The sequence below is a fragment of the Sphingomonas sp. HMP9 genome (assembly GCF_013374115.1).
Lineage (GTDB): Bacteria > Pseudomonadota > Alphaproteobacteria > Sphingomonadales > Sphingomonadaceae > Sphingomonas.
On record NZ_AP022673.1, the window covers coordinates 759,658 to 777,679 of the forward strand.

An 18,022-nucleotide genomic window follows, 5' to 3' on the forward strand; every position below is an offset into this window, starting at 1 on the left:
CATGATCGCTGCAGTCTATTCCAGGGAGTGTAACGCTATGAACCGACTGCTCGCCACCTTGACCTGTCTCGCCGCGTTTGGGGCTACGGGTGTCGTCGCGCAATCCGTTGCACCGTCGTCGGACATCGCCGCCGTTCTCAAATCGCCGACGCGGACGCCCGCGAACATTGCGCGCGATCGCTTTCGCCACCCGGCGGAGACATTGGCGTTCTTCGGCGTAAAACCGACGCAGACCATCGTCGAATTCCTGCCGTCGGGCGGGTGGTATACCGAGATCCTCGCGCCGCTCGTACAGGGCCGCGGGGCATATGTCGGCCTGGTCCCGACCGCACAGGCGGACCGCACGCGCAAGGCATTCGCCGACAAGGCCGCGAGCTATGGCACGACGAAGGTTGCGACGATCGACTTCAAGACGGGGGCATCGTCGATCCCGGCCGGCAGCGCTGACGTGGTGCTGACGTTCCGCAACGCCCACAATTTGTTGATGCAGGACGATCCCGCCGTCGCGCGCCGCGTGTTCGCCGCATTCTATGCAGCATTGAAGCCGGGCGGGGTGCTCGGCGTGGTCGACCATCGCTTGCCCGAGGAGATGGACACGGCGCGCGAAAAGACGAGCGGCTACATCAAGCGGTCGACGATCGTCCGGCTCGCGCAGCAGGCGGGCTTTACGCTGGCGGGCGAATCCCGGATCAACGCCAACCCCAAGGATACCCACGATCATCCCGAGGGTGTTTGGACGCTGCCACCGACGTATCGCCTGAAAGACGTCGATCGCGCCAAATACGCGGCGATCGGCGAAAGCGACCGGTTGACGATAAAGTTCGTGAAGGCGCGCTGACCGCCTTGGCTTTCGGACCGGGCGTGGGATCGTGAGCCGCTCGGCATCGTTACCTAGGTTCGTCGCGAACGTCCGTTCGCGAGCGGGTCCGAAGGAACGATGCCGATGCCGATGAAAGCTGCTGATGTCTTCACGACGCTCGACGTCGAATTGCATCCCGATCCGTCGCGTACGGTGATCCGGCCGTTCAGCTTCGGCTATCCGCCGGCGTTTGCGGCGGACCATCCGCCCCGTAGCCAGGTCGTCGTCGATCGCATCCAAGAGCTCGACGATGCGATGCGGGCAAGGATGCTCGACCTGATGCTGACTCCGATGCGCGAGCGTCATCGCAACGCCGAGCAGGTGCTGCTCCGGCGTTTCGAGGAGATGCGGCACGACATCGGTGACGGCGATTTCAGCAACGACGAAAAGCTTCTTATCGGAGCCTATTTCAGCCAGGAATACGCCTTCGAGGCCGCCGCGCTGTTCAATCCCAGCATTGTGTCACTGACAGACGAGGAACCGACGGTGCCCGGCGCCACCCGCTTCGTCATGTCGCTGCGCGGGATCGGTGAGGGACATATCTCGTCGATCACGTTTCGAACCGGTGAATGGGGGCCGGGCGACCGTCTTGTGATCGATCCGCCAAGCTCCCACGGCGTTCCGCCGCGCATCGAGCGGCAGGATGATGGCTGGGTCCGCCTGGTATGCGACGACAGCCAGGACGCGTCGGAAACCGTCATCTTCCCGGTACTGCCGAGCCAGCGGCAGGGCATCGAGGATCTGCGCCTCGTCAATTTCACCGATCATGACGGCGTCAAAAGCGTCATCGGCACGTACACTGCGTTCGATGGCAAGGAGGCGCGCCAGGAGATCCTGCGCGGCATCGACCTGCGCCGGGTCGAGATGCGGACGCTCGCCGGAGCCATGACGGGCTACAAGGGGATGGCGCTGTTCCCGCGCCGTATCGACAACCAATTCGTGATGCTCGGCCGCCAGGACAGCGAGAATATCTGGTTGCTGCGCTCCGACGATCTCTACACATGGGATACCGGAACGCGGATCATGGCGCCGAAATACCCTTGGGAATTCGTCCAGCTGGGCAATTGCGGATCGCCGATCGAGATAGACGAGGGGTGGCTCGTCTTCACGCACGGCGTCGGCATGGTCCGGGGATACTGCATCGGTGCGTGCCTGCTCGACAAGGGCGATCCGTCCAAGGTGCTCGCCCGCACCGCGTCGCCGCTGTTGTTTCCCAGTGCCGAGCATCGCGGCGGCTATGTACCGAACGTGACCTATAGCTGCGGCGCCCTCGTTCGGGATCGTCGCATCCTGTTGCCCTACGCGATCGGCGACGAGTTCTCTGCGTTCGCCGTGGGCAACGTCGACGACCTGCTGGCCGTGATGGAGCCTGAGTAAGTCTGTCGTCCCCTGCTCCAGGGCACCCGTTCATCAGGACAGATCTCCGACGCTTGCGGGGACGCTTATCGCATCCTACCCCCGCATCGTCGCATTCAAAGGAACGCCTGGTGTCCGTCAAACTGATGATCGTCGCTCTACTGTCCACCACGATCGCCGCGGCCTCAGCGACGGCGCAGGCGCTCCCGCCGCCCGTCGCGCAGCCGGGCGATAGCGCGAACGACGCCCGCCTCAAGCAGCTGTTCTACGACAGCGACGAGGCGAGCCTGAAGCGCAACCCGGTCGAGGCGATATTCCGCGGCGATCTGCGCTACGCCGACCGGCTCGGCGACTATCTGACCGACGCATATCTTGCCGCCGAGCGTGCCGCGATCGAGCACGATCTCGCTGCGCTCAAAACGATCGACCGGACCAAGCTGACCGCTACCGACCAGATTGCCTATGACGTGTTCAAGACCCGCAACGAGACCGATCTCGCCGGCTACGCGCCCGCCATCCTTAAGGTCCAGCGCGACCTCCCGATCGACCATTTCCAGGGGTTCCAGACCTTCTATCCGGACTTCGCGTCGGGCAAGGGCGCCGCGCCGTTCAAGACGCTCGCCGATTATGAGAACAATCTCAGGCGCAACGCGCAATATGCCGCGGTGCTGATTCGCGCTATATGGCTGTTTCGGCAGGGCATGAAGGACAGGATCGTCCAGCCCAAGCTGGTCGTGACCAACATGATCCAGGAGTTTGACAACCTCATCGCGGAAGGCGTCGAGGGATCGACCTTCTACGGCCCGGTGAAGACCTTCCCCGCGACGATAACCGCTGCCGATCAGGCGCGCCTGAAGGCGGCCTATGCGGCGCAGATCCGCGACGTCATCACGCCGACGCACCAGCGGATGCGCGACTTCCTCGCCAAGACGTATCTGCCGGTCGCGCGTGATACGGTGGGGCTGTCCGCGCTGCCCGGCGGCGATGCCTATTACACCTATCTGATCCAGCAGCGCACGACGCTGCCGATGACCGCCGAGCAGGTCCACCAGCTCGGTCTGTCGGAAGTCGCACGCATTCTAAAAGGCATGGAGGCGCAGAAACAGGCGGTCGGGTTCAAGGGCGATCTGCCCGCGTTCTTCACCTTTCTGCGGACCGACAAGCAATTCCAGCCGAGTTCGGTCGCCCAGTTGCGCGATGGCTATCGCGCGATCGAAAAGCGCATCTATCAGCGCATCCCCGAGCAATTCTCGGTGACGCCGAAGACTGCGCTCGAAATCCGACCCGTCCCCGCCTTCAAGGAAAAGACCGAGGCGGGCGGCTCGTACGAGGGCGGCACGCCGGACGGGGCACGGCCGGGCGTGTTTTACTACAACAGCTACGACCTGCCCTCGCGCTACATGTGGGAAATGGAGACGCTGTTCCTCCACGAAGGCGTGCCGGGGCATCATTTCCAGATCAGCCTCGCGCAGGAGAACACCGCGCTGCCCGCGTTCATGCGGTTCGGCGGCAACACCGCCTATGTCGAGGGCTGGGCGCTCTATGCCGAGAGCCTGTGGAAGGAGCTGGGGATGGAGAGCGATCCGTACCAGCGGATGGGCGGGCTGAACGACGAGACGCTGCGCGCGATGCGGCTGGTGGTCGACAGCGGTATCCACGCCAAGGGTTGGACGCGCGATCAGGCGATCGCCTACATGCTCGCGAATTCGCCGATGGCGCGGACCGATGCGACCGCGGAAGTCGAACGCTATATCGCGATCCCGGGGCAGGCGCTCGCGTACAAGATCGGCCAGCTGACGATCGCGCGGACCAAGGCGAAGGCACAGGCCGCGCTCGGCGCGAAGTTCGATCCGCGCGATTTCCATGCGCAGGTGCTCGACACCGGCTCGCTGCCGATGCCGGTGCTCGAACGCAAGATCGACGCCTGGATCGCGGCCGGCGGTGGGGCGGCCAAGTGATCGTGCGCCTCGCCGTCGCACTCGCCGCTGCCAGCCTGATCGCCGCACCGGTGGCCGCGCAGGACAAGAAGGAGACCTCGACCGTCGAGAAGAAGGTCGACGACGAGATCAAGTTCCCGCCGCTCCCCGCCGACAAGACGGTGCGGCAGTCGGCGACGATCGGCGGCCGGAGCGTCGCCTATGACGCGACGATCGGCACGATCCCGGTGCGCGACGACAAGGGCAAGGAGATCGGCCAGGTCGTCTATACCGCGTATGTCGCCACCGGAGGCGCCACCAACCGCCCCGTGACCTTCGCCTTCAACGGCGGCCCCGGCGCGTCGTCGGTGTATCTCAACCTCGGCGCGGTCGGGCCGAAACGCGTCCAGTTCGGCGCGCAGGGCAACGCGCCGTCCGACGCGCCGATCACCACCGACAATCCGAACAGCTGGCTCGATTTCACCGATCTCGTCTTCATCGATCCGGTCGGCACCGGCTTCAGCCGCAGCCTGGTCGACGAGGACCAGACCAAGAAGGCGTTCTACGCCAACGATCCCGACATCAAATATCTGTCGAAGGTCGTCTACGACTGGCTGGTGAAGGCGGGTCGGCTCCGCTCGCCAAAATACGTGATGGGCGAAAGCTATGGCGGCTACCGCGCGCCGCGGATCGCGTATGAGCTCCAGTCTCAGATCGGCGTCGGGGTCAACGGGATCGTCATGGTCTCGCCCTATCTCGATCCGGCCTCGGGCGACGGTGCGACCGCACTGTCGCCGCTGCCGTGGATGATCGACCTGCCGTCGATGGCGGCGGCGCATCTCGAGCAACAGCACCAGCTGACCCCTGCGGCGATGATCGACGTCGAGGCGTACACGCGCGGCGCATTCGCCACCGATCTGCTGCGCGGGCGGACCGACCCGCAGGCGGTGTCGCGGCTCGTCACCAACGTCAGCCGGCTAACCGGGCTCGATCCCGCGCTGGTGCAACGGATGGGCGGGCGGGTCGATTCCACCACCTTCCTGCGCGAGATCCACCGCGCGGACGGGACGATCGGTAGCGTCTACGATTCGAACGTGACTGCGTTCGATCCGTTTCCTTGGTCGGCGCAGCGCCAGTCGAACGACCCGATCCTCGACGCGCTGATCGCGCCGACGACCAGCGCGATGGTCGATTTCGTCACCCGCGTCGTCGGGTGGAAGACCGACGCGCGCTATCATGCGCTGTCCTACGCGGTGAACGCGGCCTGGGACCGCGGCAAGCCCGACGACACGCCGGTTACAGACCTGCGGAAAGCGATCGCCAACGATCCCAAGATGGCGGTGATGATCGTGCACGGCTGGGACGACCTGTCCTGTCCGTTCTTCGCATCGCAGCTTATCGTCGACCAGATGCCTAGCTTCGGCGCGGCCGAGCGCGTGAAGCTCACCGTCTATCCGGGCGGGCACATGTTCTACAGCCGCGAGGACAGCGGCGCCGCGTTCAAGCGCGACGCCCGCGCGATCTATGGCGGCGCGAAATGACCCAGCGTCGTTCCAACTCGGCATGAGGATGACCGCATGATTTTACGCAGCGACGAGACGCAGGATGTCGACGTGTCCCGCAGCGGGCCGATGCGGATGCATATGTTCCGGCCCGCGATCGAGGGGCGCTTCCCCGGTATACTCCTGTTCTCGGAGATCTATCAGGTCACCGCGCCGATCCGCCGGCTGGCGGCGATGATCGCCGGCAACGGCTATGTCGTGGCCGTGCCCGAGGTCTATCATGAGTATGAGGCGCCGGGCACGGTCCTAGCCTATGATCCCGCCGGCACGGATCGCGGCAACGCGCTGAAGGTCGCCAAGCCCGTGGCGGCCTTCGACGCGGACGCAGAGGCTGGCTTGGCCGCATTGCTCGCCCACCCGGCATGCAACGGCCGGCTTGGGACGTTCGGCGTGTGTCTCGGCGGCCATCTCGCGTACCGCGCGGCACTCGATCCGCGCGTATCCGCAGCCGCGTGTTTCTATCCGACGGACATCCATTCACACACGCTGGGCGAGGGCAGGTCGGACGACAGCCTGGTCCGCATGGCCGAGCTGAAGGCTGCCACGATGTTCGTATGGGGGCGGCAGGACCCGCACGTTCCCTTTGCCGGCCGGGAAGCAATCCGCGCGCGGCTGGAAGAGGTCGGTGCGGACTATGCATGGCACGAGCTGAATGCCCAGCACGCGTTTCTCAGGGATGAAGGTCCGCGGTACGATCCCGCGCTGTTCTTGCAGGCCGTGACGCTGACGCTGGAATTCTATCGCGGCGCTCTAGCCTGATACTCCAGGAAACGTTCCATCGCCTGAATGACTTAGACCGTGCAATGAAGGCCTAACAACGCGGCGGCGGTTCGCTTCTCGTGCCATGTGTTCGTTGCGACCGAACCATTTGTCGGTCTTTGGTTACGCCGCTTGCCATGAAACCGAGGTTAAGTCTGGACTAGCGCCGCCCGGCCTCTATTCTGTTGGCGGGGAGAGCGGGCATGCGATTTGCTAGACTATGGGCGGCGCTGGCAATCATCGTCGCGCCGGTTGCCGCGTTTGGGGGCGATACGCCGCACGTCACGCTTGCCACACCCAACGTCTCGGATGGCGCGATCACGCGCTTTACCGTGCGGTTCAGCGATGCGATCGTCCCGCTCGGCGACCCGCGTGCCGCCTCGCCGCTGAAGGTCGATTGCGCGGTGCCGGGCGAGGGGCGCTGGGCCGATCAGCAAACGTATATCTGGGAGTTCGCGCAGCCCTTGCCCGGCGGTACCCGCTGCACGCTGGCGACGCGTGACGGGCTCAAGAGCGTGGCTGGCTACAGCGTCGACTCCGAAAGCTTCACGGTCGATGCCGGCGGTCCGATCGCCCGCGCGGTGCTGCCCGGCGACGGCGATATCGAGGAGGACCAGGTGTTCCTGGTCGCGGCGAACATGCCCGCGACGCGGATGTCGATCGCTGCCAACGCCTATTGCGCGGTCGACGGGATCGGCGAGAAGATCGCGGTGGACGTGCTCGCGCCCGAAATGGCCGGCAAGCTGATCGCCGGATTGGGTAACACCTATTTGGTTACCAACTTCCTCGAAAGCGCCGGACTGCCCAAGACGGTCCCCGCCGATGCGGCAGGACGCCAGCGTGCGCTGGCCGGGGTCACCGCGCTGAAGTGCCGCCGCCCGCTGCCGCCTGGCCGCGACATGGCGCTGGTGTGGGGCAGCAACATCGCCAGTGCCGGCGGCAAGCTCGCGGGGGCCGATCAGCGCTTCGACTTTACCGTCCGCAAGCCCTTCACCGCGCGCTTCGAATGCTCGCGCGTCAACACCGCGGCGGGATGCAGTCCGGTCGAGAAGGCGTATCTGCGGTTCTCGGCACCGGTCCCGATGAGTGCGGCGACGCAGGTCCGCCTGACGCTCGCCGACGGCAAGTCGATCGCCCCCGTGTTCAGCGACGAGGAGAAGAACCGCGCGACGATCGAACAGGTCACGTTCGCTGCACCCTTGCCTGTCGCGACGCGCGGGACGGTGGCGATCCCCGCCGACCTCAAGGACGAAAGCGGCCGCATCCTCGCCAACCGCGAACGCTTCCCGCTCGAGGTGAAGTTCGACGAAGCGCCGCCGCTGGTGAAGTTCGCGGCCAATTTCGGGATTCTCGAAGCGAACCAGGGCGGCGTGTTGCCCGTCACCGTTCGCAACGTCGAGCCATCGCTGCAAGGCCAGACCGCGGGCATTGGCGGCCAGCGACTGCGCGTGGGCGGCACCGACGGCGAGGTCGCGGCATGGCTGCGGCGCGTCGAGGACGCGGGCAAGATCGACTACCAGACGATCGAGCGCGAGGGTGCCGAGCCGCTGCAGATCAACCATACCGGCGAGAAGGCGCTGCTGGAGGGGGGCGCAGGCGACCCCTTCAAACTCGACCTTCCCGGCAAGGGCAAGGATTTCGAGGTCGTCGGTCTTCCGCTCGGCAAACCGGGCTTCTACGTGGTCGAACTTGCCAGCCCGACGCTAGGCCGTGCGCTGCTCGGTCGTGACGTGCCGCGCTATGTTGCAAGCGCTGCGCTGGTTACCGATCTTGCGGTGCATTTCGAATGGGGGCGCGATCGCTCGCTCGCCTGGGTCACGCAGCTGTCGACGGGAAAGCCGGTCGCGAACGCGGTCGTGCAGGTCAGCGACAGCTGTACCGGCAAGCCGCTCGCACGCGGAGCGACCGACAAGAGCGGTGGGCTGATGGTCGCGCGCGGCCTGCCCGAACCCGAGACCTATGGTAGCTGCAAGGGCGAGGGGTCACCGCATCCGCTGATGATCTCGGCGCGCAGTGGCGACGATTTCAGCTTCACGCTGACCGACTGGGGCGAGGGCATCCGCCCCTTCGATTTCGACCTGTCCTATGGCTATTCGGCGGCGACCGACATCATCCACACCGTGTTCGATCGCGCCTTGGTCCGCCAGGGTGAGACGATCCACATGAAGCATATCCTGCGCCGCCCGGACGCGCGCGGTTTCTCGTTGGCGCCGGGCTTTACCGGTACCCTCCGGCTGTCGCATCGGGGTTCCGACACGCAGTTCGAGGTGCCCGTGACGATCGGCGCCAATGGCACCGGCGAAACCGTCTGGACCGCGCCCAAGGGCGCGCCAATGGGGGATTACGACCTCGTTTTCGTGGTGGGCGACACAACCACCGAATCCGCGCAGTCGTTCAAGGTGGACGAATATCGCCTGCCGACGATGCGCGCGAGCGTCACCGGGCCGAAGACCGCGCTGGTCAAACCGCGCACCGCGCAGCTCGATCTGTTCGCCGGCTACCTGTCGGGCGGCGGTGCCCCCGGCCTGCCGGTCGACGTCCGCATCGGCTGGTTCGCACAGAGCGCGACGCCTGATGGCTACGATAAATACAGCTTCGGCGGTGACCCGATCACGGAGGGCGTCAAGCCGCTCGACGGCGAGGGCGAGGATGCCAAGACCCCGCTGCCGCCGACCCAGATGCTTCCTGCAACACTCGGGGCGGACGGCACCCGCCGGATGACCGTCGACATGCCGCAGACTTTGCCCGGCACGACCAACATGCAGGTCGAGATGGATTACCGCGATGCGAACGGCGAGACGCTGACCGCATCGAAATCGATTCCGATCTATGCCTCGGGCGTGCAGCTCGGTGTCGCGACCGATGGCTGGATGATGCGCGCGGACGATCTGCGCCTGCGCTTCGTCGCGCTCGATACCGACGGCAAGCCGATCGAGGGGCAAAAGCTGTCTGTCGCATTCTACAGCCGCCAGATCCTGACCGCGCGGCGGCGGCTGATCGGCGGGTTCTACGCGTATGACAACCGGATGCGGACGACCAAGCTGTCCGCGTCGTGCACGGCCACGACCGATGCGCAGGGGCTCGCGCAGTGCAAGGCCGACCCCGGCGTTTCCGGCGAGCTTTATGCGGTCGTCATCACCACCGATGCCGACGGCAATGTCGCGCGCGCGGTGAAGTCGGTGTGGCTCGCTGGGAACGACGACTGGTGGTTTGGCGGCGACAATGGCGACCGGATGGACGTCGTCCCCGAAAAGCTCGCTTATGCGTCGGGCGAGACCGCGCGGTTCCAGGTGCGGATGCCGTTCCGCTCGGCCACAGCCTTGGTCAGCGTCGAGCGCGAGGGGGTGCTGTCGAGCTTCGTGACCGAATTGTCGGGCAAGGACCCGGTGATCGAGGTGCCGATGGACGCGGCCTATGCGCCCGATGTCTATGTGTCGGTGCTGGTCGTGCGCGGTCGTGTCGAGAGCGGGTTCTGGAGCTGGGTGCACCGGATCGCGCGGACGCTCGGCCTGTCGGATACGCCGGAGGACGCAGCCGAACCGACCGCGCTCGTCGATCTCGCCAAGCCTGCGTACCGGCTCGGTATCGCCAAGGTGAAGGTCGGCTGGGAAGGCCACACGCTTGCCGTCGCGGTCAAGGCGGACCGCGAACGGTATGCGCCGCGAGGGACCGCCAACGTTGCGATCCAGGTCCGGAAACCCGATGGCAGCCCCGCGCGCGAGGCCGATGTCGCGTTCGCCGCGGTCGACCAGGCGTTGCTGCAACTCGCGCCGAACGACAGCTGGAACATTCTGGACGCGATGATGGGCGATCGGCCGCTCTCGGTCCTGACCGCGACCGCGCAGATGCAGGTCGTCGGCAAGCGTCATTACGGGCGCAAGGCGTTGGAAGCGGGCGGCGGCGGTGGTGGCGGCGACCTGTCGGGGCTCAACCGCGAGAATTTCCAGCCGGTGCTGCTGTGGAAGGGGCACGTCCCGCTCGATGCGCAGGGGCGCGCAAGGCTGTCCGTGCCGCTGTCCGATGCGCTATCGTCGTTCAAGCTCGTCGCGATCGCCACCGACGGTGCGCAAGCTTTCGGTACGGGCAGCACTGACATCCGAACCGCGCAGGACCTGTCGCTCTATGCAGGCCTGCCGCCGCTCGTTCGCTCGGGCGATTTCTACGGTGCGCGCTTCACGCTGCGTAACGGCTCCGATCGCCCGATGACGGTGACCGCGAATGTCGACGTCGTCCCGCGGATCGCCCAAGGGAAGCCGCTCACGGTTACTATTCCAGCGGGTGGTGCGGCGCCGGTGGCCTGGAATCTGACGGCACCCGCCGGAGTCGACACGCTGCGCTGGACGCTGCGGGCGAGCAGCGCGGACGGTCGCGCGAGCGATCAGGTGACCGTAACGCAGGACGTCATCCCCGCGGTGCCGACCGAGATCTGGGCGGCGACGCTCGCGCAGGTCGGTGAGAGCACCCTGATCCCCATCGCGCCGCCGATGGGGGCGCTGCCGGGCCGTGGCAGCGTCGACATCCGCCTCGCCGATACGCTCGCGCCGTCGCTCGCCGGGGTGCGCGACTACATGATGCGCTATCCTTTTAATTGCTTCGAGCAGCGGCTGTCGCGGATCGTCGTGCTCGGCGACATGGCCGGCTGGGGCGTGCTGGCGGGGGAAATCCCGACCTATCAGGCGCCCGACGGGCTGCTCCGCTATTTCCCCGGCGACAGTCTGCAGGGATCGGAGGCGCTCACCGCCTATGTCCTGTCGATGACGGGTGCGGCGAACCTGTCGCTGCCGCCGGTGCAGCGCGCGCGGATGATCGAGGCGATGAAGGCTGTGCTCGACGGGCGGTTGCGCCACGAGGATTACGGCGACGTGCGCCTGACCAAGGTCGCAGCACTGGCGGCGCTCGCCCGGCAAGGCGAGGCGACCGCGGCGATGCTCGGACAGGTCGGGATGACGCCCGCCGAGATGCCGACCGCGAGCCTTGCCGATTACATCACCGCGTTGACGGCCATCTCCGGTGCGTCGGCGGACGCCAAGGCACAGGCCGAGGCGGTGTTGCGGACGCGGCTGGTGTTCGAGGGCACCCGGCTCGATCTGTCGGACTCGGCCAACGCGTCGTGGTGGCTGATGTCGTCGGCTGACGAGGCCGCGAACAAGGCCACGGCGGCGGTGCTCGGCCGGCCCGGCTGGCAGGACGATGCACCCCGTCTGATGGTTGGTACTGCGCTGCGCCAGTCGCGCGGGCATTGGGATACGACCACCGCCAATGCCTGGGGAGCGATCGCCGCACGGCGTTTCGCGCAGATCTATCCGGCGCAGGCGGTCACCGGCACGACTACGCTCTCCTATGCGGGTCGCAGCATCGCTCGCGGCTGGCCGCTGGCGGAGGCGGCTAGGACGACGTCGTTCCCGCTCGCTGCCGCCGGGCCGCTCCGGTTGGCGCAAGGCGGCGGAGCGGGGCCATGGGCGACCGTGTCGATCTCGGCGGCCGTACCGCTGCGGCAAGCGCTGTCCGCTGGGTATCGCCTGACGCGAAAAGTCGAGGTCGTGCAGGCGCGGACGACGGGGCGGCTGACGACCGGCGACGTGCTGCGCGTCACCCTGTCAGTCGAGGCGAGCGCCGAGCGCAACTGGGTTGCGATCAGCGATCCGGTGCCCGCCGGCGCGACCGTGATTGGCGATCTCGGCGGCCAGTCGCAACTGCTCCAGCAGGGCGGCGGCAGTGAGGACAGTGGTCCGAGCTACGTCGAGCGTGGACGCGATACATGGCGTGCATTCTTCGCGTGGCTGCCCAAGGGCACCACGACGGTATCGTACACGTTACGTCTCAACGGCGCCGGCCGGTTCCAGATGCCGCCGAGCCGGGTCGAGGCGATGTATTCGCCCGCGATACGCGCCGCGGTGCCGAACCAGCCGATGGTCGTCGCGGATCGATGAAGCAGCGCGCGGCGCTGGCCGGACTGCTGGTGCTGATCCTCGCAGCGATCGGGTTCGACTGGGCGACGGCCCCGCCGCCCTTGCCGGGCTATGCGCAGGTCCGTGCGGCGTGGAAGCCATCGGAGGCGTGGCTGTACGACCGCCACCGCGTGCTGATCGATAGCGCGCGCGTCAACTTCGCGGCGCGGCGGCTGGCGTGGGTGCCTTTGGGTGACATCGCCCCCGTCGTTCCCGCGAGCGTCGTGGCAGCGGAGGATGCCCGGTTTCGCAGCCATGGCGGCATCGACTGGTTGGCGATCCTGGGCTCGATCCGCGCGCGGACGAACGGCGCGCGGGGCAGGGGCGCCAGCACGCTTTCGATGCAAGTCGCGGCGTTCCTGTCACCGACGCTGGCGACGCCCGGCGCGCGAGGCTGGCGCGACAAGCTCCGCCAGATGCGCGCGGCACGAGCGCTGGAGATGACCTGGAGCAAGGACCAGATCCTCGAGGCGTATCTCAACCTCGCCCCGTTCCGCGGCGAGGCGCAGGGGATCGGCGCAGCGGCGTTGTCGCTGTTCGGCAAGACCCCGGCGGCGATGGCGCGCGACGACGCGCTACTGCTGACCGCACTGCTTCCCGACCCCCAGGCGCCCGCCCCGCGCATCGCGGCGCGAGCCTGCCGACTGGGCGGCGCTGCGGGGGATTGCGGGCGGTTGGCCAGCGAAGCGGCCTCCATGCTCGGCCCGGTGCGAACCCTGGCGCTCGACCCAGGCCTCGCGCCGCATCTCGCCGATCGCTTGCTGACCAAACCCGGCCTGCGGATCACCACCACGCTCGATGCCGCGCTCCAGCGGCGGGTCGCGGCCGCGCTGCGGCGCCAGTTGCTCGGTCTCGGCGGATCGCGCGCGCGAGACGGGGCCGCCGTGGTGATCGACAATGCGAGCGGCGACGTCCTGGCCTATGTCGGCGGGATCGGCGGCGCGTCCACCGCCCCCGCGGTCGACGCCGCCAACGCCTATCGCCAGGCCGGATCGACGCTCAAACCGTTCCTTTACGCGCAGGCGATCGAGCGCGGATACCTGACGCCGGCGTCGGTGCTCGACGATTCGCCCGTGCAGCTCGATACCGCGTCGGGACTCTACGTGCCGCAGAATTACGATCGCGGGTTCAAGGGCCGCGTGTCGGTGCGCAGTGCGTTGGCGGGGTCGCTCAACGTCCCTGCGGTGCGAACGCTGTTACTGGTCGGGGTCGAGCCGTTTCGCGACCGTCTCTGGGATACGGGGTATCGGGGCCTCGTCGAGGACGGCGATTATTACGGCTTCAGCCTCGCACTCGGATCGGCCGAGGTGACGCTGCTCGAACAAGCGAACGCGTACCGGTCGCTCGCGAACGGGGGGCGCTGGTCCCCGCTGCGTATCACTGCCGATGCCCCTCGCATTGCCGCCCGCCCGGTCACGACGCACGCCGCCGCCTGGATCGTCGCCGACATGATGGCCGACCCCAATGCCCGTGCCGCGACCTTCGGTCTGGATTCGGCGCTGCGCCTGCCATTCTGGACCGCGGTGAAGACCGGCACGTCGAAGGGCATGCGCGACAATTGGTGCGTCGGTTTCTCGGATCGCTACACCGTCGCCGTCTGGGTCGGTAACGTCGAGGGCGATCCCATGCGCGCGGTCTCGGGTACCAGCGGTGCGGCTCCGGTCTGGCGCGACGTGATGCTGGCGCTCGGACGCGACGACGAGCGTGGCCCGCCAATGCCCCCCGGCGTCGAACGCCGCCGCATCGCCTTTGCCGACGCGATCGAGCAGCCCCGCACCGAATATTTTCTGCGCGGCACCGGGCAGTCGTTGATCGCCGCAGCCCCCGCCACCGCACGCCGCGCCCGCATCATCAACCCCGCCTCGGGCAGCGTCTACGCGATCGACCCCGACATCCCCGCCGACCGCCAGCGCCTCGCGATCGAGACCACCGGCGACGTCCGCGCCCATCATGTCTTCCTCGACAACCGGGACCTCGGCCCCGCCGCACAGCAACTGCTGTTCTTCGCCCCGCCTGGCCGCCACCGCCTTCGCCTCGTCGACCAAGCCAGTCGCATCACGGATCAGGTGATCGTCACGATCCGCTGATCGTGCGTAGCGGGTGAGCGGCAGGACGAGCGCCGACGCAACCGCAAGCTCGATGTTCAGCGCCTTGGAGAATGCACCCCGTCGACCGGGTGCCGATCCACGTGATTTGGCGCAGCCCACACGACCTGTCGTGCCCGCCACGGACGAACCGGTTAAAACGAACCGTCTCGACGCCCGCGCGTGGGCGTACTCGACCTATTTGACCGGCGAAACGGTGCCCCGTACAGCCGGATCCAACGACATACATACGTATGCGATAGTCTGAGGAGAGAGATGCCATGTCGAACGAGCGAATTCCGGCCGTCGGCCTATCCGCGCAGGGGATCGAAACCCGCGCCAGTCTGCATTGGAACCTGGTTACCGCACAGCTCGTCGAGGCGGCGCTGGAGCGTGGCGAGGGAACGTTGTCTGCCGATGGTCCGCTGGTCGTCGAGACGGGCGCGCATACCGGCCGATCAGCGCAGGACAAGTTCATCGTCCGGGACGCGGAGACTGAGGCGACGGTCTGGTGGGGCAAGAGCAACAAGGGGATGGAGCCTGCGCATTTCGCCGCGCTGAAGGAGGATTTCTTTGCGGTGCTGGCGCAGAAGGATGAACTGTTCGTACAGGATCTGTACGGCGGATCGCAGGCCGATCACCGCGTCGATGTCCGCGTCGTCACCGAACTCGCGTGGCACAATCTGTTCATCCGGACGATGCTTGTGCGGCCCGAACAGGCGGCGCTGAAGAACTTCGTCGCGGACTATACGATCGTCGACTTGCCAAGCTTCCGCGCTGATCCCGCGCGCCACGGTTGCCGCAGCGAGACGGTGATCGCGGTCAACTTCACCGACAAGCTCATCCTGATCGGCGGCACGAAATATGCCGGCGAGATGAAGAAATCGGTGTTCGGCCTGCTCAACTATCTGCTGCCGCCGACCGGCGTGATGCCAATGCACTGCTCGGCCAACATGGGCGCGAACGGCGATACAGCGGTGTTCTTCGGGCTGTCGGGGACGGGCAAGACGACGCTGTCGGCCGATGCGAGCCGAACGCTGATCGGCGACGACGAGCATGGCTGGTCGGACACTGCGGTCTTCAATTTCGAGGGCGGCTGCTATGCCAAGATGATCCGCCTGTCCGCCGATGCCGAGCCGGAGATCTTCGCGACGACCAAGCGGTTCGGGACAGTGCTCGAGAACGTCGTCATGGACCCGGCAACTCGGCTGCTCGATCTCGACGACCATACGCTGGCCGAGAACAGTCGCGGCGCGTATCCGATCGACTTCATCCCCAATGGCTCGGCCGAGAATATGGGGCCGGTACCGCGCAACATCGTCATGCTGACCGCGGATGCGTATGGCGTGCTGCCGCCGATCGCCAAGCTGACGCCCGATCAGGCGATGTATCACTTTCTGTCGGGCTACACCGCGCGCGTTGCGGGGACCGAGATCGGTGTGACCGAGCCAGACGCGACCTTCTCGACCTGTTTCGGCGCGCCGTTCATGCCGCGCCACCCGTCGGTCTATGGCAATCTGCTGAAGGAACGGATCGCCAAGGGCGGGGTGGATTGCTGGCTGGTCAACACCGGCTGGACCGGCGGCAAATACGGCGTCGGCAACCGTATGCCGATCAAGGCGACGCGGGCTTTGCTGAACGCTGCGCTCGACGGCAGCCTGAACGATGCCGAGTTCCGGACCGATCCGAATTTCGGGTTCCAGGTGCCGATCAGCGTGCCGGGTGTCGACAGCGCAATCCTCGACCCGCGGACGACTTGGGCGGATACGGACGCGTATGACACGACGGCTGCCAAGCTCGTCGACCTGTTCGTAGAGAATTTCGCGCAGTTCGCCGAGCACGTCGATGAAGGCGTCCGGCAGGCTGCGCCGAAGGTACGCGAGCCGGCGTAGGCCGTGGGGGGGCCCTCTTGAGCTCGGGTTGCATTGCCACGACGCCAGCCTCCCACCTTCCGTCATCCTGGGCTCGACCCAGGATCCAGAGTTACAAGGGACACTGTTCCGTTGCTCTGGATCCTGACTTTAGTCAGGATGACGGGGGTAGGGGCTCGACCACGACCGCACCGTCGACCACGGCGGTGATTCGAACGCGAGCCCCGACCGACGCATCGTCGCCGCGCGCCGGCCAACTCCCGTCGCCGACCAGCACGCGGCCGTGTCCGCCGATTAGGGCCGTTTCTACCACCACCACTTGCCCTACCAGCCGCGCCGAGCGATCGTTCAACATCGGATCGCCCCCCTCGACCGGGTAGTCGCGATACCAGCGCTTGCCGATGAGCACGGTCACCGCGCTCCACACGGCGAACGCCGCCAGTTGCGCGGCCACGGGCAGGTCCGGCAGTACGAACACCGCTACCCCGGTCACCGCGGCGGCGATCGCGAGGAACACCAGGAAGACTCCCGGGACTGCCAGCTCCGCGATCCCCAGCACCAGCGCGGCGATCAACCACGCGCCAGCCGCTCCGCCGACTCCGCCGAGTGCGTCCATCAGCTTTTCGGAACCTCGGTCGACTTGGACAGCTCGAACGGCCCACGGGATGCAGGCTTAGGCGCCGGCGGCGATGCGACCGCATCGCGCAACGCATCCTTCGCCAGCTCGCCGATGCCGCCTAGCGTCCCCATCAGCTGAGTCGCCTCGACCGGAAACAGGATCGTCTTCGCGTTGGGCGAGGTCGCGAACTTGCCGATCGCCTCGACATATTTCTGCGCGATGAAGTAATTGATCGCCTGCGCGCCACCCTCCTCGATCGCCTGCGACACCGCGCGCGTCGCCGACGCTTCGGCAACGGCAGCCCGCTCGCGCGCCTCGGCGTCACGGAACGCCGATTCCTTGCGCCCCTCCGACTCGAGAATGCGCGCCTGCTTCTGCCCCTCGGCGCGCAGGATCTCCGACGCGCGCGAGCCCTCGGCATCAAGGATGTTCGCGCGCTTCTCGCGCTCCGCCTTCATCTGCCGGCCCATCGCGTTGACGATATCGGCGGGCGGACGGATGTCCTTGATCTCGACTCGCGTGATCTTCACCCCCCACGGCGTCGTCGCATGATCGACCACGTTGAGCAGCCGCGCATTGATCTCGTCGCGCTTCGACAGCGTCTCATCGAGGTCCATCGATCCCATCACCGTGCGTAAATTGGTCGTCGTGAGCTGCAGCAGCGCCTGGTACAGGTCCGACACCTCGTACGCCGCTTTGGCCGAGTCGAGCACCTGGAAGAACACGACCCCGTCGGTCGAGATCATCGCATTGTCCTTGGTGATGATCTCCTGGCCGGGGATGTCGATCACTTGCTCCATCATGTTCACCTTCCGCCCCACGCGGTAGAAGAACGCCGGGTAGAAGTTGAAGCCGGGACGGGCGACCGTCGTGAAGCGGCCGAAATGCTCGATCGTGTATTGATAGCCCTGGTGGACGATCTTGATGCTCGTGAAGAGGTACAGCAGCACCAGCGCCAGCAAGAGCGCGGCAGCGATTAAGCCCATCGAACAATCCCCCATCCGTGTATCGTAACGCTATAACACGTCGGCGCAGGAGAGGCCTAGCC

General features: G+C 66.5%; 10 protein-coding genes. 8 read left to right on the forward strand and 2 right to left on the reverse strand.

The genetic code is table 11. The features are described 5' to 3' along the window. The first annotated feature begins 37 nt into the window (after window positions 1–37). From HMP09_RS03320 to HMP09_RS03355, 8 genes are all read left to right on the forward strand, one after another. On the forward strand, window positions 38–838 hold the full coding sequence (locus HMP09_RS03320; protein ID WP_176499177.1) for a class I SAM-dependent methyltransferase: 801 nt from the start codon (window positions 38–40) through the stop codon (window positions 836–838). 111 nt (window positions 839–949) lie between these two features. Beyond that, entirely contained in the window at window positions 950–2,236 is a 1,287-nt protein-coding gene (locus tag HMP09_RS03325) for a glycoside hydrolase family 130 protein (protein ID WP_176501545.1), read from the forward strand. A gap of 125 nt (window positions 2,237–2,361) precedes the next feature. Continuing rightward, window positions 2,362–4,173, forward strand: a complete 1,812-nt coding sequence (locus HMP09_RS03330) for a DUF885 domain-containing protein (protein ID WP_176501546.1) — start codon at window positions 2,362–2,364, stop codon at window positions 4,171–4,173. 2 nt (window positions 4,174–4,175) lie between these two features. Then, window positions 4,176–5,672 carry a S10 family peptidase gene (locus HMP09_RS03335; protein ID WP_443026458.1) on the forward strand — a complete coding sequence of 499 codons (1,497 nt, stop codon included), beginning with the start codon at window positions 4,176–4,178 and terminating at the stop codon, window positions 5,670–5,672. A 36-nt stretch (window positions 5,673–5,708) separates the two neighbouring features. After that, window positions 5,709–6,452 carry a dienelactone hydrolase family protein gene (locus tag HMP09_RS03340; protein WP_176499179.1) on the forward strand — a complete coding sequence of 248 codons (744 nt, stop codon included), beginning with the start codon at window positions 5,709–5,711 and terminating at the stop codon, window positions 6,450–6,452. A gap of 203 nt (window positions 6,453–6,655) precedes the next feature. After that, entirely contained in the window at window positions 6,656–12,382 is a 5,727-nt protein-coding gene (locus tag HMP09_RS03345) for an alpha-2-macroglobulin family protein (protein ID WP_176499180.1), read from the forward strand. Next, complete coding sequence (gene pbpC, locus HMP09_RS03350) at window positions 12,379–14,487, forward strand: penicillin-binding protein 1C (RefSeq protein WP_176499181.1); 2,109 nt, start codon at window positions 12,379–12,381, stop codon at window positions 14,485–14,487. Before HMP09_RS03345 ends, pbpC begins: the two co-directional genes overlap by 4 nt. Window positions 14,488–14,765: 278 nt before the next feature. Continuing rightward, window positions 14,766–16,376 carry a phosphoenolpyruvate carboxykinase gene (locus HMP09_RS03355; RefSeq protein WP_176499182.1) on the forward strand — a complete coding sequence of 537 codons (1,611 nt, stop codon included), beginning with the start codon at window positions 14,766–14,768 and terminating at the stop codon, window positions 16,374–16,376. A gap of 133 nt (window positions 16,377–16,509) precedes the next feature. On the opposite strand, the gene HMP09_RS03360 is transcribed toward HMP09_RS03355, so the two are convergent. Both HMP09_RS03360 and HMP09_RS03365 read right to left on the reverse strand, forming a co-directional pair. Further along, entirely contained in the window at window positions 16,510–16,971 is a 462-nt protein-coding gene (locus tag HMP09_RS03360) for an NfeD family protein (protein WP_176499183.1), read from the reverse strand. Next, window positions 16,971–17,960: an SPFH domain-containing protein gene (locus HMP09_RS03365; protein WP_176499184.1), complete on the reverse strand. Its 990-nt coding sequence runs from the start codon at window positions 17,958–17,960 to the stop codon at window positions 16,971–16,973. Before HMP09_RS03365 ends, HMP09_RS03360 begins: the two co-directional genes overlap by 1 nt. Window positions 17,961–18,022: the final 62 nt, after the last annotated feature.